The 20,165-nt window shown below is 35.7% G+C and carries 20 protein-coding genes; 15 read left to right on the forward strand and 5 right to left on the reverse strand.

What is annotated here, in order from left to right; translation table 11 throughout:
• Window positions 1-3: 3 nt before the first annotated feature.
• The gene (locus tag G3A47_RS16415) at window positions 4-1,980 is read right to left on the reverse strand and encodes an alpha-ketoacid dehydrogenase subunit alpha/beta (protein ID WP_166924286.1); all 1,977 of its coding nucleotides are present in this window, start codon (window positions 1,978-1,980) and stop codon (window positions 4-6) included.
• Between the two features lie 193 nt (window positions 1,981-2,173).
• The gene (locus G3A47_RS16420) at window positions 2,174-2,923 is read right to left on the reverse strand and encodes a 4-hydroxy-tetrahydrodipicolinate reductase (protein WP_166924288.1); all 750 of its coding nucleotides are present in this window, start codon (window positions 2,921-2,923) and stop codon (window positions 2,174-2,176) included.
• A 690-nt stretch (window positions 2,924-3,613) separates the two neighbouring features.
• Here G3A47_RS16420 and G3A47_RS16425 point away from each other — a divergent pair.
• From G3A47_RS16425 to G3A47_RS16495, 15 genes are all read left to right on the forward strand, one after another.
• The gene (locus tag G3A47_RS16425; protein ID WP_166924290.1) at window positions 3,614-4,564 is read left to right on the forward strand and encodes an isopenicillin N synthase family dioxygenase; all 951 of its coding nucleotides are present in this window, start codon (window positions 3,614-3,616) and stop codon (window positions 4,562-4,564) included.
• Window positions 4,565-4,676: 112 nt separating this feature from the next.
• Entirely contained in the window at window positions 4,677-5,009 is a 333-nt protein-coding gene (locus G3A47_RS16430; protein WP_166924292.1) for a translation initiation factor, read from the forward strand.
• Window positions 5,010-5,166: 157 nt separating this feature from the next.
• A complete protein-coding gene (locus G3A47_RS16435) occupies window positions 5,167-6,039 on the forward strand; it encodes a nucleoside phosphorylase (RefSeq protein WP_166924294.1) in 873 nt (290 codons plus the stop codon).
• Window positions 6,040-6,480: a DinB family protein gene (locus tag G3A47_RS16440; RefSeq protein WP_166924296.1), complete on the forward strand. Its 441-nt coding sequence runs from the start codon at window positions 6,040-6,042 to the stop codon at window positions 6,478-6,480.
• A gap of 38 nt (window positions 6,481-6,518) precedes the next feature.
• Window positions 6,519-6,911 carry a VOC family protein gene (locus G3A47_RS16445; protein WP_166924298.1) on the forward strand — a complete coding sequence of 131 codons (393 nt, stop codon included), beginning with the start codon at window positions 6,519-6,521 and terminating at the stop codon, window positions 6,909-6,911.
• Window positions 6,911-7,384, forward strand: coding sequence for a DUF4265 domain-containing protein (locus G3A47_RS16450; RefSeq protein ID WP_166924300.1), 474 nt, complete (start codon window positions 6,911-6,913; stop codon window positions 7,382-7,384). The genes G3A47_RS16445 and G3A47_RS16450 overlap by 1 nt, the downstream gene beginning before the upstream one ends.
• A 61-nt stretch (window positions 7,385-7,445) precedes the next feature.
• The gene (locus G3A47_RS16455) at window positions 7,446-8,297 is read left to right on the forward strand and encodes a substrate-binding domain-containing protein (RefSeq protein ID WP_166924302.1); all 852 of its coding nucleotides are present in this window, start codon (window positions 7,446-7,448) and stop codon (window positions 8,295-8,297) included.
• Window positions 8,298-8,317: 20 nt separating this feature from the next.
• On the forward strand, window positions 8,318-9,250 hold the full coding sequence (locus tag G3A47_RS16460) for a transglutaminase-like domain-containing protein (RefSeq protein ID WP_166924304.1): 933 nt from the start codon (window positions 8,318-8,320) through the stop codon (window positions 9,248-9,250).
• A 185-nt stretch (window positions 9,251-9,435) separates the two neighbouring features.
• Window positions 9,436-9,801, forward strand: coding sequence for a hypothetical protein (locus tag G3A47_RS16465; protein ID WP_166924306.1), 366 nt, complete (start codon window positions 9,436-9,438; stop codon window positions 9,799-9,801).
• A 151-nt stretch (window positions 9,802-9,952) separates the two neighbouring features.
• The gene (locus G3A47_RS16470) at window positions 9,953-10,528 is read left to right on the forward strand and encodes a YdeI/OmpD-associated family protein (RefSeq protein WP_166924308.1); all 576 of its coding nucleotides are present in this window, start codon (window positions 9,953-9,955) and stop codon (window positions 10,526-10,528) included.
• Between the two features lie 338 nt (window positions 10,529-10,866).
• Window positions 10,867-11,184, forward strand: coding sequence for an ArsR/SmtB family transcription factor (locus G3A47_RS16475; RefSeq protein WP_166924310.1), 318 nt, complete (start codon window positions 10,867-10,869; stop codon window positions 11,182-11,184).
• Window positions 11,185-11,189: 5 nt separating this feature from the next.
• Window positions 11,190-11,657 carry an SRPBCC family protein gene (locus G3A47_RS16480; protein ID WP_166924312.1) on the forward strand — a complete coding sequence of 156 codons (468 nt, stop codon included), beginning with the start codon at window positions 11,190-11,192 and terminating at the stop codon, window positions 11,655-11,657.
• Between the two features lie 6 nt (window positions 11,658-11,663).
• A complete protein-coding gene (locus tag G3A47_RS16485) occupies window positions 11,664-12,038 on the forward strand; it encodes a DoxX family protein (RefSeq protein ID WP_166924314.1) in 375 nt (124 codons plus the stop codon).
• A gap of 23 nt (window positions 12,039-12,061) precedes the next feature.
• The gene (locus G3A47_RS16490) at window positions 12,062-12,643 is read left to right on the forward strand and encodes a YdeI/OmpD-associated family protein (RefSeq protein WP_166924316.1); all 582 of its coding nucleotides are present in this window, start codon (window positions 12,062-12,064) and stop codon (window positions 12,641-12,643) included.
• 21 nt (window positions 12,644-12,664) lie between these two features.
• The gene (locus tag G3A47_RS16495; RefSeq protein WP_166924318.1) at window positions 12,665-13,231 is read left to right on the forward strand and encodes a DUF4256 domain-containing protein; all 567 of its coding nucleotides are present in this window, start codon (window positions 12,665-12,667) and stop codon (window positions 13,229-13,231) included.
• A gap of 134 nt (window positions 13,232-13,365) precedes the next feature.
• On the opposite strand, the gene G3A47_RS16500 is transcribed toward G3A47_RS16495, so the two are convergent.
• The 3 genes from G3A47_RS16500 to G3A47_RS16510 form a co-directional block, all read right to left on the reverse strand.
• Window positions 13,366-14,355, reverse strand: a complete 990-nt coding sequence (locus G3A47_RS16500) for a PorP/SprF family type IX secretion system membrane protein (RefSeq protein ID WP_166924343.1) — start codon at window positions 14,353-14,355, stop codon at window positions 13,366-13,368.
• 127 nt (window positions 14,356-14,482) lie between these two features.
• Complete coding sequence (locus G3A47_RS16505) at window positions 14,483-18,514, reverse strand: T9SS type B sorting domain-containing protein (RefSeq protein WP_166924320.1); 4,032 nt, start codon at window positions 18,512-18,514, stop codon at window positions 14,483-14,485.
• Between the two features lie 532 nt (window positions 18,515-19,046).
• The gene (locus G3A47_RS16510; RefSeq protein ID WP_166924322.1) at window positions 19,047-20,150 is read right to left on the reverse strand and encodes a pyridoxal phosphate-dependent aminotransferase; all 1,104 of its coding nucleotides are present in this window, start codon (window positions 20,148-20,150) and stop codon (window positions 19,047-19,049) included.
• Window positions 20,151-20,165 lie beyond the last annotated feature (15 nt).

Consider the following 20,165-nt stretch of genomic DNA (forward strand, 5'->3'; position numbering starts at 1 on the left):
AGTCTAATATTTTAATAATTCCAATAAAACTTCTTCAAAACGATTTTTAGCTAAAAACTGATCTTCAAGGGCTTTTGTAAACGGAATTGGAGAGTCTAAACTCGCAACTCTTTTCACCGGAGCATCTAAAGATTCAAAACATTCTTCCATAATCAGAGCCGAAATATCGCTTGCAATTCCTCCAAACAAAGTGTCCTCCTGATAAATAATTACCTTACCAGTTTTTCTAACCGATGCAAAAATAGTTTCGGTATCTAAAGGCTGCAACGTTCTTAAATCGATCAGATCAGCTTCAATCTCCGGATTTTTAGTTAATGTCTCCAATGCCCAATGCACGGCAGCTCCAAATGCAATGATCGTTACTGCTTTTCCTTCTTTTAACAAAGCGGCTTTTCCAAATGGAATGGTGTAATAATCTGTTGGAACATCTTGATATACGCTGCGATACAACTGTTTGTGTTCAAAAAACAATACCGGATTCGGGTCGTTTATTGAGGTGTTCAATAATCCTTTAGCATCGTAAGGGAAAGCCGGATAAACCACTTTTAATCCGGGAGTTTTGGTAAACCAGGCTTCATTGGTTTGAGAGTGAAATGGCCCTGCCTGTGTCCCTCCGCCGCAAGGCATACGAACAACAACATCGGCATTTTCTCCCCAACGATAATGCGATTTAGCCAATAAATTGACAATTGGATTAAATCCTGTCGAAACAAAATCAGCGAATTGCATTTCCACGATTGCTTTGTAACCATTTATCGATAATCCCATTCCGGCAGAAACTACGGCACTTTCGCAGATTGGAGTATTGCGAACTCGGTCTTTGCCATAAAGTTCCACAAAACCATCTGTAATTTTAAAGGCACCACCATATTCGGCAATGTCCTGTCCCATAATTACTAGTTTTTTATGACGCTGCATAGATTCATTCAGACCATTGCGTATGGCGTCAATAAAACGAATATTTTCTGATGATGCAGTTGGATTAACCTCTTCGTGTTGATAAGGTCTGTAGACATCATCTAATTCACCACTATAAGTCGGAACGATTTCAGGTTCAGCATTTGCTATGGCTAAATTATCGTCGATTTCTTTTTTTATTTCGCTGCGTAGCGCTTCGTCAAATTCGGTTGTTAGAACACCTGTTTCTGTTAAATATTTTCGGTAATTCGCAACAGGGTCTTTAGCAGCCCATTCGTCCATTAATTCCTGAGGAACGTATTTTGTACCACTCGCCTCTTCATGGCCACGCATTCTGAAGGTCTTAAATTCTAACAAAACCGGATGTGGATTCTCCTGCATTTCTGCTTTTAACTGCGCCAGTTTTGTATATACTTCCAATATATTGTTACCGTCTATAATGTGGCTTTCCATACCGTAACCAATACCTTTATCGGCAAGATTCTCGCAAAAATATTGCTCATTTGTAGGGGTCGAAAGTCCATAACCGTTGTTTTCTATAACAAACATTACCGGCAATTTCCAAACAGCGGCAATATTTAAAGCTTCGTGAAAATCCCCTTCGCTTGTAGCGCCTTCACCCGTAAAAACAGCTGTAATTTTTTTGTTGTTTTGAAGTTTGTCTGCCAGAGCAATTCCATCTGCAATTCCCAATTGAGGGCCCAGATGTGAGATCATTCCAATAATATTGTATTCCTGAGTTCCAAAGTGAAAACTTCGGTCTCTCCCTTTTGTAAAGCCATTTGCTTTTCCTTGCCATTGTGAAAATAAGCGATACAATGGAATATTTCTTGTGGTGAAGACACCCAGATTTCGGTGCATTGGCAGCACGTATTCTGATTCATCCAATACGGCTGTAACACCTACGGCTATTGCTTCCTGTCCTATTCCGGAGAACCATTTGGACACTTTTCCCTGCCGAATCAAGATGAGCATCTTTTCTTCGATTAAACGGGGTTTTAATAATTTTTTATATAAATCTAAAAGCTGTGAATCGGTTAGTTCTTGTCTATTGAAGATCATTTGGTTGTTTTTTATAATTTTCAAATATATAAAAATATAACAATTTTAACATTATTTGTTAGATAATTAACAGAGTGAAAATTAATAATTAGCAGCATTAAAAGTAGAAAAAAATAGGAATATCACATTCAATTTGGTTAAAAAGAGTGAATTCTGTCAATTTTGGAATTTATCCCTATAATTTGAAGTTGATTTAGACAGCAAAATAAGGCGAAAGTATATCTTCAAAATTAAAAAAGCCTTCCTTTTTGTCGACCAGATTTTCGGCTACGAATACAACGCCGCTTCCAAATGCTTCACGAGAGATACTTTCGTGTACAAGTCTGACGGTCTGAAACGGAAATCCAAAAACGACTTCGTGTTTGCCCACTATTCCACCTGCACGAACAGAATTAATATCTTCTTTTTCGAGATCAAGCGCTTCTGCAATTTTTATTGCCGTTCCCGATATCCCGTCTTTGCCTTTAAAATGTTCTTCGATTATTTCGATATCTACCCAAGGAGTTATTTTCTTTAAAAATTTTGAGGCAAAAAGTAAATAATTGACACCCAACGTAATATTGGGGCTCCAGAATACGGTTGTGATTTTTGAAAGTGACTTTAGAAGTTTTTTTTCCTTATCAGTATAATGTGAAATTGCCGAAATGATTTTTATTTTCCGTTCTCCGGCCGCTTTTCCGTAAGTATAAATTCCCGAGTTTGACGAAAAATCAATTATAACGTCAACGGGTTGATTGTCTAATAGTTCCTCTATAGAAATAGAGGCGCTGGAATATATTTTTCCTGTTTCCTCAGAATCAATTCCGAGATATTCTGCAGCAGTCCGATTCTCGAGAGCATGGCTTTTTTTCATCACCCATGAAAGAGAGAGATTTTTGTTTTGTAAAATTACTGATGCTACTGCTTTTCCTGTTTTTCCAAATCCAATTAGTCCTGTTTTCATGATGTTGTTTTTTATAAACTTAGGCTTTTTTTATTGGTAATCAGAGTGTTTTTTAGAATAATTAACATAATTGGGTGCTATAATTGCCTGAAAATTGTGGTATAATCAAAAAAATAATTTGGTGTTCCGTTAGTCATAATATTATATTGAAAGTATTTTTATACTCCTTTGTGGGTAGCTGCCAAAATTATATTTAACACATAGAAACATAGGTTTTATTTAAAAAAAAAGGTTGTAGAAGAGAAACAAATTTCTTTCACATAGCTAAGCGTACGAGGATGCGAATAATTCGGACTCAACTAGATACTTCTATAACTGTAGTCTCTAGGATCATTTAGATTTCTTCATTTAGTTTTTTTTTGAACATGTAACATGTTCAATCAATTGCCTTCAGTTTTAACTGGAGATCAGGAATTGATTAAGTATAAAAGGGCATTAGCCAAACCTTCAAAGATTTTCTCACGTAGCTTTAGCAGATTCTTTTTATCGAAATAACGAAACAAAAATATCTGTTAAATCTGCTAAATCTGCGCGAATAAAAAAACTTTACAATTCCGGATGTTAAAGAATAATTAGGTCTAATGGCTAATTTTATACTAAAATTTAAAATTCGAATATAAAATATTATATACCTTTGTTATTGAAAGACCTTATCTATGGTCTTTTCTCTTTTAATAAAAAATGTAAAGTATGCAAAACATTCCTAGTGTAGACTTACGTGATTTCCTTTCGGACAACCCGGAACGTAAACAAAAATTTGTAAATGAAATCGGCAGTGCATTTGAAAACATTGGCTTCGTAGCCTTAAAAGGTCATTTTCTTGATGATCAGTTGGTAGACGAATTATATGGTGAAATTCGAAAATTTTTCGCTTTACCATTAGAAGCCAAGCATAATTATGAAATTCCCGGAATTGGCGGACAAAGAGGTTATGTTTCTTTTGGAAAAGAACATGCCAAAGGACGTAAAGAGGGAGATTTAAAAGAATTTTGGCACTTTGGTCAGTATGTTGACAAAGATTCCAAATACGCTTCGGAATATCCGGATAACGTAGAAGTAAAAGAATTACCACGTTTTAATGTTGTGGGTAAAGAAGCTTATCAAATGCTTGAAAAAACAGGCGTTTATGTGTTGAGAGCACTGGCTTTGCATTTAGGTTTAGATGAATTTTATTTTGATCAGTACGCAAAAGACGGAAATTCAATTTTAAGACCTATCCATTACCCGCCAATTACTACTGAACCGGAAAATGCAATTCGTGCAGCGGCTCATGGTGATATTAACCTGATTACACTTTTAATGGGGGCTCAGGGGAAAGGATTACAAGTTCAAAATCACGATGGCGAATGGATTGATGCTATTGCTGAAGACGATGAGTTAGTAATTAACGTTGGAGATATGTTGTCAAGACATACGAATAACAAGCTAAAATCAACAATTCATCAGGTGGTAAACCCACCGAGAGAATTATGGGGAACTTCTCGTTTTTCTATTCCGTTTTTTATGCACCCGGTAAGCGATATGCGTCTGGATTGTTTAGAAAACTGTATTGATGCCGAGAATCCTAAGAAATTTGAAGACATCACAGCAGGTGATTACCTGTATGAACGTCTGGTAGATTTAGGTTTAATAAAAAAATAAAAAACTTAAATCTCCATTTTTTAAATTCCAAATTCCAAAATTATCAAACTTGGAATTTGGAATTTAATTTTTAATAAAAAGAATTGGAATTTATTTTTTAGAATAAAATATTATGGATTTACACGATCAATTAAAGAATTTATTTCCTGATCATATCGAATCAAATGAGCCCGAAGAAGTTCAGGAGCAGGATCATGTGCTTTACATTCAGAAAGAGCCTATGATCTGCAAGTTTGAAAAGCGAAAAGGAAAAGCAACCACCATAATTGAAGGCTACGAAGGAAGCGATGAAGACTTTAAGATTCTGGCCAAAGAAATCAAAACAAAACTAAGTGTTGGCGGGACTTTTAAAGATGCATCCATCATCATCCAGGGAGATTATCGCGACAAGATTATGGCTATTTTAAAAGAAAAAGGCTTTAAAACCAAGAGAGTTGGGGGGTAAATTTTAAATTCCAATTTTTTTTAAATTCCAAATTCCAAACTAATCGAGATTTGTTTTGGGTTTTCATAACTTGAAACTTGAAACTTGAAACCTGAAACAAAAAAACTCAGAACCTCAGAACCTCAGAATCTCAAAACCTTAGAAACTAGAAAAAAGAATGATACAAGCATCAGAACTAATATTAAATCCGGATGGAAGTGTTTACCACTTAAACCTTCGTCCTGAACACATAGCCAACGACATCATTTTTGTTGGAGACCAAAACAGAGTCGAGAAAATCACTCAGTTTTTTGATTCAATTGAATTTTCAACTCAAAAAAGAGAATTTAAAACCCAAACCGGGATCTACAAAGGAAAACGAATTACTGTAATGTCAACCGGAATCGGCCCGGACAATATTGATATTGTACTGAACGAATTAGACGCTTTAGTAAATATCGATCTGGAAACGCGTCAGCCAAAAAAGAATCTGACTTCACTGAATATTATCAGAATTGGAACTTCGGGATCTTTACAAGCTGATATTCCTGTGGACAGTTTTGTAATGTCTAAATTCGGTTTAGGTTTAGACAATATGCTTCGCTCCTATTTAATTGATGAAGTTTCGAATGTTGCACTTGAGGATGCTTTTATAGCCCATACGCAATGGGATAGCAGAAAAGGAAGACCTTATGTAATTGCCTGCTCTGAAAAATTAGAAAAAGTGATTGAATCTGATCGCATCTTCAAAGGAATTACAGCAACTGCAGGTGGTTTTTATGGTCCACAGGGACGTGTTTTACGTTTGAATATTCAGGATGAGCAATTAAATGCCAAAATGGATAATTTTAATTTTAACGACAGCAGAATCACGAATTTAGAAATGGAAACGGCAGCTATTTATGGGCTTTCGGCTCTTTTAGGACATAATGCTTTATCGTTGAATGCTATTATCGCCAATCGTGCTTCGGGAACTTTTAGTGAAGATCCTTACAAGGCGGTAGATGAGTTGATTACTTATACATTAAATAAACTTTCAAGCACAATCTAAATGCAGGAAGCGATTCTTAAATTTGAACAATTACTTTGCGAAAATGCGATTTATTTTCCAACAATTGACACTTCAATTTTAGAAGCAAGGAAAACTGGAAAATGGTCAAAAAAAGAAATTTTAGGCCATTTGACAGATTCTGCCATTCATAATCTGGTTCGCTTTACAGAAATTAATTATCTTGAAAAACCATATCATCATCGACCGTATCATCAAAATGATTTGGTTGTTTTAAATCAGTATCAGGAAATGGATTTTGGAGAGCTAATACAGCTTTGGCTTTCTTTAAATAAACAAATTATAAGACTGTTTAAAAGTGTAAGTAAAGAAGCCTTAGACTATAAAATTATATTGGCGGATCAGTCTGTCATTGATTTAAAGTTTTTAATGACAGATTATGTGGAACATTTAGAGCATCATATTAAACAGATTAGAAATTAGATCTTTTATGTAAGTTTTGAATTAATTAAATTTAGATTATGACTTTACGAGTAGCGCGACATACCGATAATCTGGAGAAAATAGAACATTTTTATGTCAATATCTTGGGTTTTGAACGTTTGGGCGGTTTTCAGAATCACAATAAGTATGACGGTGTTTTTATCGGAAAGGCCGGTTTAGACTGGCATTTCGAATTTACACAATCCGAGACCAAAGCCAAACATGTCTTTGATGAAGATGATGTTATCGTACTCTATCCGGAAAGAATTATAGATTATATCGAATTAACTGATAAACTTTTAAATAATGGTATATCAACTATAAAGGCGAGTAATCCGTTTTGGAATGAGAATGGTAAAATGTATCAGGATCCCGACGGCTATCGCATCGTAATCTCACCCTTAAAAGCAGAAATAAACGAAATTGAATAATGGAAAATACGCATAAAAAAATCTTGTTCAGGTACTACAGTGATTATTTAGAAGATATGATTGTAGAGACGATGTGGGCAGAAATCATTGATTTGGAGCAAGGGTACTTTAAACTGGATAATATTCCTTTTTTCGGCCCATTAATTGCGACAGATGATCTTTTCTATGCAGAATATGATGCAAAGGAAGGGCACTTGATTTATAAAAAAACAATACAAAGTTCCGGGAATTCAATTGTGCAGGTTATTGTTTTAGAGAAAGACTTTGACAAAGAGATTATAAGAGAAAAATTAAAAGCAATGAATTGTTTGTCTGAAAGCTTAAACGATACATTTTTCTCAGTTGAAATAGTAAGAGAGGTAGATTACTCAATTGTCAAAAGTTTGTTAAACGAATACGAAACACTTTCTGTTATAGAGTTTGCAGAACCTTGTCTTTCAGAGAAACACAGGGCTGATTTACTAAAAAACTAGTAAAACGTAACCCGGAAACAACAAAATTAGAATACGCATACCAAATTTAACTTAGAGAATAATGAAAACTGTAAAAATAGTAGGTGTCCCTGAACATTTTAACCTTCCATGGCAATTGTGTATTGAAAATGGTGAGTTTGAAGCAGAAAATATTGATTTGCAATGGACAAACATTCCGGAAGGCACGGGCAAAATGTGTCAGATGCTTCGCAATGAAGAAGCTGATATTGCCGTTATCCTGACCGAAGGAATTGTAAAAGATATTGCGGCCGGTAATCCTTCTAAAATAGTTCAGATTTATGTACAGTCTCCTTTGATTTGGGGGATTCATGTGGCTTCTAAGTCCGATTTTCATAGCCTGAAAGACCTTAAAAATAAAAAAGCGGCCATTTCCAGATTAGGTTCGGGATCGCAGCTTATGGCCTACGTAAATGCAAATGAGCAAGGCTGGGAGACCAATGATTTGAAATTTGAGATTGTGAATACAATCGATGGTGCTGTTGAAGCTTTAACAAACGGATCGGCGGACTACTTTATGTGGGAACATTTTATGACAAAACCTCTTGTAGATCAAGGGATTTTCAGAAGAATTGGTGACTGCCCTACTCCGTGGCCTTCTTTTGTAATTACGGTTCGCGATGAATTTTTGAAAGAGAACACAAAAACCGTTGAAAAAATACTGGAAATCATAAATAGAACGACTTCCGATTTTAAACAGATTCCGAGTATAGACCAAACTCTATCATCGCTTTTTAATCAAAAAATCGAGGACATTCAGGATTGGTTGAAGCTTACCCATTGGTCTCAAAAACAATTGGAGGAAAAAGCCTTCAATAAAATTCAAAATCAATTATTTGACCTCGGAATTATTGAGAAAAAAAGTACTTTTGTAGAAATGGTAAAAGCATTATAAAAAAACTGCTTTTGATTCTTATGATAAAATTCCCTAAAATCGACTTTCCGCAGTTAAAATCCAAACTACAGGTGAAATCACCTTGGGACAGGATTATTATTATGCTGTTGAGTGTTCTGATTACCATTCCGATTTTTATCATACTGCATCAAAATCTTATCGATTTAGAATGGTCTTTTAACTTAGATCGTGTCTTATTGTTTATTATTCTTTTTGCTGCAGTTTTTTTTCTACTGATGCTTTTGCGAACTATAATAATAATTTGCATTGCCCTTTATCTATTGATTTTGTTTTATGGAACGGTGATTGGGAACTATGGTTTTACTGAGATCTCAGAAGATTATAATTCGATGATTTATACCATGTCTGATAACCCTTATCCACAGGATATTATTGTTGCCAAATTGCTTCCCTTTCCCAACAAATCAAAGATTATAAACGCTATAGAATATCAGAATCCAAAAGTTCGAAATTTTGCTATTATGGCCACAACAAAGCATTTTAAAGGGATAAAAGGATATGCTGATTACAGAACCACGATTCAGTGTTTTGCTGTCTTTAAAGAGATCAACAGCCGTTGGAACTATGTAAATGACCCAAAAGAGGGAGATTACATTGCAACAGCAAGTGAATCGTTAGAGTACTTTTCAGGTGATTGTGACGATCATTCTATATTGATGGCTGCTGCAATACGTTCGATTGGGGGAACGCCACGATTAATTCATACCAAAGGGCATATTTATCCCGAAATTTTAATTGGTTCTCTAATTGATTTGGAAAAAGTGAACTATTTGATTAAAAACGTGCTTTTTGTTAAAGAGAGCTACAAGCAAAAACTGCATTATCACATCGATGAGCGTGGTCAGGTGTGGTTAAATTTGGATTACACGGCCAAATATCCCGGTGGTCCTTTTATGTATGAAGAGATTCTCGGAGCTTTAACTTTGAACTAACTTATTTGTAGGAATAATAAACTTAATTATAGATTTATTACTTTTTAATAAGGTACACGAATCATACTTAATTTTTTAATAACAAAACTCAGAGTATATCCAACTTTATTTAAATAATTGATCCTAAGTATTTTGAACTTATTTTTTTTGTAACTTGTTTCCTGTTTAACTTTTAATCAAAAACCATGAGAAAATCTAAATTATTTATCTTAGGAGTTACGCTATTAGCAGTAGTAATGATTTCGTGCAAGGGTCGAAACAAACTCGTTAATTCTTGGAAAATTACAGCTGTTGAAGCCAAAATGCCGCTTTCTGATTCTGCAAAAAATGTAATTCTGACACAAGGGACTTTAACGTTTACTAAAGACGGACATGTAACCGGATATTTGCAAAGTGAAATAACAAATGGGACCTATGCTTTAACAAAAGGCGGAAAAAGTTTGGTTATTAAAGACGAAACAGGAACCCCGTATCCTTGCGAAAGTACAATAACAGAAGATGAATTGATATTAGACAGCAAGGAAATGAAGTTGACGCTTAAAAAAATATAAATTCAGTTCAAAAGCCGTATTAGAATGCCTTACCAAAAGAGTAAAAAACTTCTTAATTTTAAGGAGTTTTTTTATGCTTTTTTTGTTTCCTAATTTTGAATACTATTAGAAAACGAATTAAACTTTAACCAAGATCATAACTAACAAGTAAATGCAGGATTTAGACACTTTTTACCCGATAAGCAGCCAACATTGGAGAGAATGGCTCCAAGAGAATCACGATGTAAAACAATCGATCTGGCTTGTTTGTTACAAAAAACAAGCTAATATACCCACAATTACCTGGAGTGATGCGGTTGATGAAGCGTTATGTTTCGGGTGGATTGACAGTACGAGAAGATCAATTGATTCTGATAAGTTTATACAATTTTTTACCCGACGTAAACCTTCCAGTGTCTGGTCTAGAATAAACAAAGCAAAAATTGAGCGATTGATAGCAGAAGGACTAATGAGCAAAGCCGGTTTTGAAAGCATCGAAAGAGCTAAACAAAATGGTTCGTGGACTATTTTAGATCAGGTAGAAGAATTGCATGTTCCGGAAGATCTGGAGATTGCTTTTGAGGCCAATCCCGGTGCAAAAGATTTTTTCGAAAGCTTAAGTAAATCCGTAAAAAAGATGTTGCTGGGCTGGGTGGCTGTTGCTAAACGTTCGGAAACAAGACAAAATCGTATTAATGAAATTGCGGTACTTGCGGCTCAGAAACTCAAACCTAAACAGTTTAGGTAGAAAGTTTTTTTGCCACGAATTGCACAAATTTGCACGAATTATTTGTTCAAACTAAAAAATAATCAGTGTAAATCATTTAATCTGTGGCAAAAATAGAAAAGGGTACTGCCGCTGATTTCACAGATTAAAAGGATTTTTTATAGTTAGATTTGCAATCTGTGTCGCAATAAAAACAAGACAATTCGTGGCAATTCGCGCAATTTGTGGCAAAACTCCTTCCCTAAATTATACTTATTTTTCTTGAAATAAGTCAGTTGCATATTTTCTGAATTCTTTTTTTTTCTATTTTTAATGAAAAATAATGTTAAAAATATTTTGTGCAGTCAAATAACTGCGTAATGGAAATTAGAAGAGATGTATTTCAGGCAATAGCCGACCCGACCCGTAGAACCATATTAAGTCTGGTTGCTATACAAGCGATGACTCCCGGTGCGATAGCAGCCAATTTTGATTCATCAAGACAGACAATTTCAAAACACATTCAAATTCTTAATGAATGTGAACTACTCCATCAGACTCAAAGCGGAAGAGAGATTTATTATCATTTGAATCCCGAGAAAATCAAGGAAATAGACCATTTTATTGAGCCTTTCAGAAAAATGTGGGACGAACGTTTTAATAAATTGGAAGCTATTATGAAAAATTATAAGAAATAACGATCATGGAAAGAAAAACAAAAATTAATGCCGAAGAGGATAAACAGGAATTGGTCATCACCAGAGAATTTGATTTGCCTTTAGAATTACTTTTTAAAGCGTATATCGAACCTGAAATTGTAGCGCAATGGATGGGAACAAAAGTGATAAAACTCGAAAACAAAAAACACGGTAGCTGGCAATTTGAGACGAGTGATCCCAAAGGAAATGTTGTGTTTGAAGCCAATGGGGTAATTCATGAATTTCTTCCGGAGGAAAAAATTACACGCACCTTTGAAATGGGAAATAGTGCCTTCCCTGCTCAATTAGAGTTTTTAGAGTTTGAAAAAATTACAGAGACCACAAGTAAGCTTACTATGCAAATCATTTACAAATCTGTAGCGCTGAGAGATCAGATGTTGAAATTGCCTTTTGCTCAAGGTATAAATATGGCGCACAACAGATTACAGGATATCGTAAACCAATTAAAATAAATAACTATGACTAAGAAAAACAAAATTATCTATTGGGGTGCTACACTTTGGCTTGGCTTGGGGATGACAGCGACAGGAATCGTTCAATTGATGCAAATCAAAGAAGAAGCTCAAATGATGCAACATCTGGGATATCCGCTATATTTTCTAATCCTTTTGGGGGTTTGTAAGATTTTAGGAGTTATTGCAATACTGATTCCTAAGTCCCCTTTATTGAAAGAATGGGCTTATGCAGGTTTTTTCTTTGCTATGTCGGGTGCTGTTTTTTCTCATTTGTATAGCGGTGATAGCCCTAAAGAACTTTTCGGGCCGGTTTTACTGATTGTTCTTACCGTAATATCCTGGTATTTCAGGCCAGCGGACAGAAAAGTAATGGTATAATTTTATTTTAAAATTCAATGGGTATGAATCCAAAGGTTGATTTTTATTTTGAAGAAGCTAAAAAGTGGAAAGAAGAACAGGAAGAATTAAGACGTATCGCTCTTGATTGTCAGTTGACTGAAGAGTTAAAATGGGATTCTCCGTGTTATACGTTTCAGAACAACAACATCGTATTGATACATGCTTTTAAAGATTATTGTGCTTTTCTGTTTTTTAAGGGTGCTCTATTAAAAGACACGGATACTATTCTCAATCATCAGTCGAAAAATACACAGGCTACACGCCAGATTCGATTCACAAATGTGAAGGATATTGCGGAGATAAAAGCGACTGTTAAAGCTTATATTTATGAAGCAATCGAAATTGAAAAAGCAGGTTTGCAGGTGATCTTTAAGAAAACTGAAGAATTTGACGTTGCCGAAGAATTTCAGAGAAAATTAGACGAGCTGCCATATTTAAAAACAGCATTTGAAGCTTTAACTCCGGGAAGACAAAGAGGGTATCTTCTTTATTTTTCGCAATCCAAACAATCTAAAACGAGAGAAACCCGGATAGAGAAAGTAATACCGCAAATCCTGGCGGGAAAAGGATTAAAAGATATTTAAAATTGTAAAAAACAAAATAAAATGAGTAATACGAAGAACAGATTATCTGCCGAGCAGCAGGACAAATTACTTAGTGTCTTAGAAGCTCGCTTTGAGAACAACAGCAAACGTCATGAAGGGCTTGAATGGCGCAAAATACAAACCAAACTGGAGGCTAACCCTGATAAAATCTGGTCGCTGGAAGAAATGGAAAGAACCGAAGGAGAACCGGATGTTGTTGGATATGATAAAGAAACCGACCAGTACATTTTTGTTGATTGTTCAGCCGAAAGTCCAAAAGGCCGCAGAAGTTATTGTTACGACCATGAAGCGTTGGAAAAACGCAAAGAACACAAACCCCAAGACAGTGCTGTTAACAGAGCTACTGAAATGGGAATTGAAATTCTAACCGCAGATCAATATAATGATTTGCAAAAACTCGGAAAATTTGACACTAAAACTTCTAGTTGGATTGTGACTCCTCCTGATATTAGAAAGCTTGGTGGTGCTCTTTTTTCAGATTTCCGATACAATACAGTTTTTGTCTATCACAATGGTGCAGATTCTTATTATGCTGCAAGAGGTTTTCGTGGACGATTATTGGTCTAAATGAATCCAATTAGAGTTTTTTTGTCATTCGACTTAGGAGATATCATGCACGGCATTCTACGAAGAGTAGAAACATTTTATAGGAAGTTTTCTCCTTTGTCGAAATTGACAAAAACTGCGAATCTAATCCCAAACTAATTTACTGCCGGACAATGACAAACGTATTTTTGTTTTTTGCAGGCTAAATTAAGTCCTAAAGTAATTTGATGATACGCTCCATTATCAAATTTGACATTACTGGAAACAAAAGAATACGTATAGGCAAACATGAATTTCTTGTAATTTGTTCCGATAATAGGTGTGATGTATTGCAATCTTTGTTTTGAATTATGCCCCACCACCTTGTGACTGTCTAAATTAGTGCGATAGGATAGCCCGGCCCAAAGCATTCCGTCTTTAAAATTTTTATATGTCTTTAAGTTAAGATCAATTGATTTTTCTTTTGTCATTTCTTTAAACTGAAACATAATAGAGGGTTCCCATAGAAATTTGTCAGAAGTGCCAAAAATATAACCGGCACTAAAAAGGTATTTTCTTAGATTGTTGCTTTCCGAATTTGTGTAAATAGTGCGTTTGGTTTCTAAAACATTCTTTACAGTCAGATGCGCATACATATTGAGAAAATTATAGGAAGCTCCTATATCGAAATTTGCGTATGTCTCGCTTTGGATATTTCCGGTAATAATAGGGTCTATAATCCCGGGATCAAGGAAATGGGTTTCGTCTAACTGACTTTGTATTAAACCACCGCTTATTCCAAACGAAAGCTGATTCAAGTCAATATTATCTCTCGAAAACATAATATGGTGTGCATAAGTCAATTTAACCCCTTTCTCGGAATGATACCCGTTTCTGTCGTTAAAGAGAATAATTCCTCCCGCCGATTTTTCATCAAGCCTTGTATTGTAACTCAAGGTTTGTAATGCAGGAGCGTTCTCCTGACCGAACCACTGACTACGCACTGTTAATCTGATCTTGTCACAATTGGCAGCGCCCGCCATCGAAGGGTGAATCAGATAATAATTGTCTGATAGATAATCAGAATATACAGGAATTCCCTCTTGAGAAAAACAATGTGTTGACAAAAGAAGAAAGATAAGGCAGGGGATAAATTGAGTATGCATAATTAGAGTATAGTTATAAGTTCTATTCATTATTAAAACAGTAACTTTTAGAAAATAGGATCGCAGGATAAAGTATTCATTTTGTTATAAATGACATTCTTCTTTTTAAAATAGAGTTTTAAGAATGTTAGCGTTTAAGCGAAAAGTGTCCGCGCATCGTTTTTCGTTTTAATGGATTATCCTTATCATCGTATGTCATGACGAACCAATAATCTGTAGCAAAAAGAAGATTATTGTTGTAGGTGCCATCCCATCCATTCGAGTGTTCGGATAACTGAATTATAAATTTTCCAAAGCGGTCAAAAATTCTTATTTCCGGCTTTTTATATTGGTCAAAGTTTTTAATGTGCCACGTATCGTTGTATCCATCCCCATTAGGTGTGAAAAACTTTGGGTAATCTAATGCTATCGGAAGAGGGGCCGGAATTTGACCATCACATTTTTCTATTACTGTTACAATTGGAGTTGTAAATACACAACCGTTTTTGTCTGTGGTCACGACAGTATAATCCCCTACTCGATCTGCATAGTAATTTTCGGTATTCGCATTAGCGATATCGGTATTGTTTCTTCTCCATTGATAAGATACAATCTGTGCAGTTGTTGGATTTATTGTAGCCTTTAAAACTGTTTTAAATGGATTGCAGAAATGTAAATCTCCTTCTATTTTGACTGTCGTTTTCTCAAAATTATCTTTGATAGTAAGGATATTATGGAGAGGCAAATCACAGTTAGCGAGAAAAATTTTTGTCAATTTGTAAGTTCCTGACGATGCCGGTGAAGTAACAAGTATATATGGACTACTATTTATTGTTACAGCCGGCTGAATAATTCCGTTTACTTCGTATTCGATTGTATAAGGGCCGGGCCCGATGCTATTTATTTCAACCTGAATACCAGGGCCTTTTCCCTGACAAACTGATGCTCCATACTCAGAAAGTTTAACATTTGCGTTCGGGGCAGCTGAGACGGAATCAATCTGAAGTGATTCATTTAAAGTTGTGTCACAACCTGCAACCGAGATTTTTGTCAGTTGGTATGTTCCTGCCGGAGCCGGTGAGGCAATAAGAGTGTAAGGACTACTGTTTATAGTTACTACCGGCTGTGCTACTCCATCTTTTTCATATTCGATTACATAAGGAGCCGGTTCAGTACTATTAACATCAATTTGAATACCCGGCCCGATTCCTGAGCAAGATAGTGCTCCAAATTTAGACAATTTAGCACTTGTAACCGGAGCAGCAGGAGTTGCGTCGATAATAAGTGTTTCGTTTAATGCTGTATCACAACCTGCAACGGAAATTTTTGTTAGTTTGTATGTTCCTGTAGGGGCTGGTGAGGTAATAAGAGTGTAAGGGCTACTGTTTATAGTTACTGTTGGCTGTGCTACTCCATCTTTTTCATATTCGATTACATAAGGAGCCGGTTCAGTACTATTAACATCAATTTGAATACCCGGTCCGATTCCTGAGCAAGGCAATGCTCCAAATTTAGACAGTTTAGCATTTGTAACCGGAACGGTGGGAGTTGCGTCGATAATAAGTGTTTCGTTTAATGCTGTATCACAACCTGCAACGGATATTTTTGTCAGTTGGTATGTTCCTGCCGGAGCCGGTGAGGTAATAAGAATGTAAGGGCTATTATTTATAGTTACTGCTGGCTGTGCTATTCCATCTTTTTCGTACTCGACGGTATAAGGAGCCGGTTCAGTACTATTAACATCAATCTGAATACCCGGCCCGATTCCTGAGCAAGGCAATGCTCCAAATTTAGACAATTTAGCACTTGTAACCGGAGCAGCAGGAGTTGCGTCAATAATAAGTGTTTCATTTAATGCTGTATCACAACCTGCAACCGAGATTTTTGTTAGTTTGTATGTTCCTGTAGGGGCTGGTGAGGTAATAAGAGTGTAAGGGCTATTATTTATAGTTACTGCTGGCTGTGCTACTCCATCTTTTTCATATTCGATTACATAAGGAGCCGGTTCAGTACTATTAACATCAATCTGAATACCCGGCCCGATTCCTGAGCAAGGCAATGCTCCAAATTTAGACAATTTAGCACTTGTAACCGGAGCAGCAGGAGTTGCGTCGATAATAAGTGTTTCATTTAATGTTGTATCACAACCTGCAACGGAGATTTTTGTTAGCTTGTATGTTCCTGCCGGAGCTGGTGAAGTAATAAGAGTGTATGGACTATTGTTTATAGTTACTGCTGGCTGTGCTATTCCGTCTATTTTATATTCGATTGTATAAGGACCCGGTGCGGTGCTGTTTATTTCGACCTGAATGCCAGAACCTATTCCTGAACAGGGGGTTCCTCCATATTTGACTAATTTTGCAACTGCTGTCGTACCAATATATTTTAATTCTATTGGACTGCAAACAACTTCACCTGCACTAACATCGTCTCTTACGGCTGTAAGGACATAGGTGCCTTCTTGAGCAGGTTGGATCGTATACGGATTTTGTGAAGTAGTGATGTCCTGAAAAACAATCGCCGGGGAAACATCTGTTTTTTTATAAGTGAATGTATAAGGTGCCTTGCCGGAAAAGTAAACTTTTAAGGATAGGTCTTTTCCACAACTTGCATTAAAACCTTCCATTTTGGCAGTAGGTGCAAAACAATTGTTTGCACCGGATCCGCCATATACTTCAGCTAATCCCTTTTTAGGATCAAAAGCCGGTAAAAAGGTTACTATTGCTTCTACTACTTCTGACATTTGGTATCTAAAAGAAATAGGATTGCCTCCATTGATATGATCAAAAACAGGTTTAACTGCTTTTACAAAATTTGATTCCTGTACGCCAAAGGAAGCGTAAAAAGGGGTTATTTTTTTTATGTATTCCTCAACATCATTCCATGTAAATTGAGCGTCATAATACCCTCTGAAACTATGTGCTGCTCTATTTGTTACTCCAAATACAACAGCGTCAGTCCAATTGATTTCAGCGACTTTATTGTCAAGAACCTTTGTCAATCTATTGATTTGTTCCGCATAAAGTCTATTTGTAGCAGTTGGTGTTGATGGAGTAATACGATCCATTATGTTAGTAGCGCCAATAGAAGCCGCACGATCTCTATTAAAAAGATCGTCAAAAGAAGTGTGGTTCATGCCTTGATTATATGCCATACCAATTATTTTGACAGCGGCATAAGGGTCGTTTGATTTTTTGAAAAAATCTATCGGATTCCAACATTTTACATATTGCCAATATGCTACATTTCTATAATCATGATAGGCTTTTACAATGGATTGAAATTCAAAATTTGAGCCTGTATTTGCAGTGCCAATAAAATTGTTTCTATCAACCTGAGGAATGAAACAGGGGTAATTCATTTCCATTTCTGTCCAACTACCTCCCATTTCTTGCTGGAAATACCCTACGGCTACAGCGCCGCTGGTATCGTAACAATATAAAGGCCTATTAGTGTCATTATGCGGATATGTAGTTGTTACCCAACTTGGGGCAACAAGCCGGCTTCCTTCACAGCTTGCATTTGATTCCTGTATGGCAGTAGCAAAACATTCATTGATACTCATCACATCAAATCCCATTAGGTTTGTAAATATAGAATGCGATACAGCCATGGCTATTGCCCAGCTTTTTCTGTTCTCGGGAATATAAATCTGTATTGGAGCATTCCAGGCAAATGCAGAACCTTCACCTATTCTAATTTCGTGACCATTGGAACCAACAGGTTTTACGGTACAAAGATCGCTAAAGTTCCTTTCGCATTTAAAATTCTCATGCGCGGGAGGTGTGTAACAAGTTTTTCCTTTAATGGTAGCGCCATTTAAAACTCCTTCGTCAGGTGGAAACATTCCTAATTCATAATCCATTGTAATGCTGTATGTCGTAGTGCCAACCGGAAGAGCATTGCCCCAGGTGGTTTTTCTAAGTTCTACGACTCCATTAGTACCATTTTGGATTACGTCTAAACCGGACCACATAATAACATTAGAAACATCTTTCCAATTAAATTCAAAATTATAATTTGATATGGGAGTTGTAGTGTTATTGTGAATTTTAAAGTCCAAAACAATAGTTTTTCCATATTTTGCAGTCATGCAAAACTCATACGTTACCTGAGAGTATAAAGCAACGGAAGAAAACAGAAGAGAAAATAAAAGAACACGTAGTTTGTATATATTCATAAGCAGTAGGCATCTAGTTTAAAAAATGAGTTGGTTTTGTGAACAAATCCCAATAAGGGTCTAACCTGCAATTAACTACCGTTTTTAGCTACTACAAAATATCTTTGATCTCCATTGATAGAATAGCGCGCGAGTTCTTTGTCTTTAATTTAACTTTAATCCAGAAGCGTTATTTAGGTTTCTAACGTCTTAAATTATTTTAAAGAACCTTACACTTTCTTAGCACGATAATTAGATTTACAGACTGTTAAATTATCAAACAGAGTCATTATTGAATGATACAAATTTATAGGTGCATTGATTTAGTTTAGGATTGAATATTTAAAGCCCTGTTTTAGAGTTTTTCTTTGTAGTATGGTCTCACTATATAGAAAGACCTTAATTATTTCCAGGGTTTGTGATACCTTCTATTAAAGTTGAAAAGAACACCTTTTTAAAAAAAAACTCCACTACTAATAATGGAGTTTTTTGATATTTTTACATGTGAAAACTTATTGGAATGGAAAACCTAAAGTTTTTTCCAGAGCTTTATTTATTGCAGTGAAGCTATAAATTTTTGCATCTCTTCCATTTTTCCGATTGTTATTCTTGACCACTTCCCTTCTTGCTCGTAAATCTTTGTACCTATAATGGTATTGGTTTTCAGTTGGTGAAAGAAGTCTTTTTTGTAGTTTTTTAAAGAAAAATAAACAAAGTTAGCAGCGGATGGAATACATGGTATATGTAACTTCTCTAATTCTCTGATTGTATATTCTCTGGTTTTCTGATTTAGTGTTTTGGTGGTATTTACAAAGTTCTCGTCTTTTATTGCAGCTATTGCCCCTGCAGCTGAAACAACACTAACGTCTCCATTGGTCAAGGTTTGCAATCCTGTCAGTTTTTCAATTGTGCTTGAATTTGCAATGGCATAACCAATTCTGGCGCCTGCTAAACCATATACTTTTGAAAACGTTTTAACGATTATGAGGTTTTTATTATCAAGAACTAAATCGCTTACTGATTTCTGATCGGTATAATCAATATAGGCTTCGTCAACTAATACAATGGAGTTTTTAGAGGCCTGAGTTATGAATTGTACTAAATCGTTTCTTTCGCAAATTGTTCCGGTCGGATTATTTGGATTACAGATATATACCAATTTTGTATCAGAATTAATTGAAGTTAACATTCTTGGAAGATCAATTTTTTTGTCTGCCGTTAATGGAACTTTGATTTTGGTTAATCCCAGTTTTTCGGCAGTATCTGCCCAATATCCGAAAGTTGGATCTGGAATGACAAGATTGCCTTTTTGTAATGCTGCAAATCGTGCCACTAAATCTAAAATTTCAGTAGAGCCGGCACTAACTAAAATATGGTTTTGTGGTACATTGTTTTTTACTCCTAACAAATTAACAAGTTCGGCCGTAATATCCCAGCCGTATCGGTTGCTTAAGGTTATGCTTTCCATCATAGCATCTTTTGCTGCTTTAGACGGACCGTAAGGGTTTTCGTTTGAACTTAATCTAACTAAAGTATTTTTAGTATCTTTTTCGGGAAAACTATTGATAGGTAAAGCAAATGTTTCATAAGGAACAAGTCCAAGGCCAACAACTCCAACACCAATTTTTTTTAACCAGTCGCGTCTATTTTTTTCCATAAATTAATCTATTAA

It is taken from the genome of Flavobacterium poyangense, from assembly GCF_011751075.1.
GTDB classification, from domain to species: domain Bacteria; phylum Bacteroidota; class Bacteroidia; order Flavobacteriales; family Flavobacteriaceae; genus Flavobacterium; species Flavobacterium poyangense.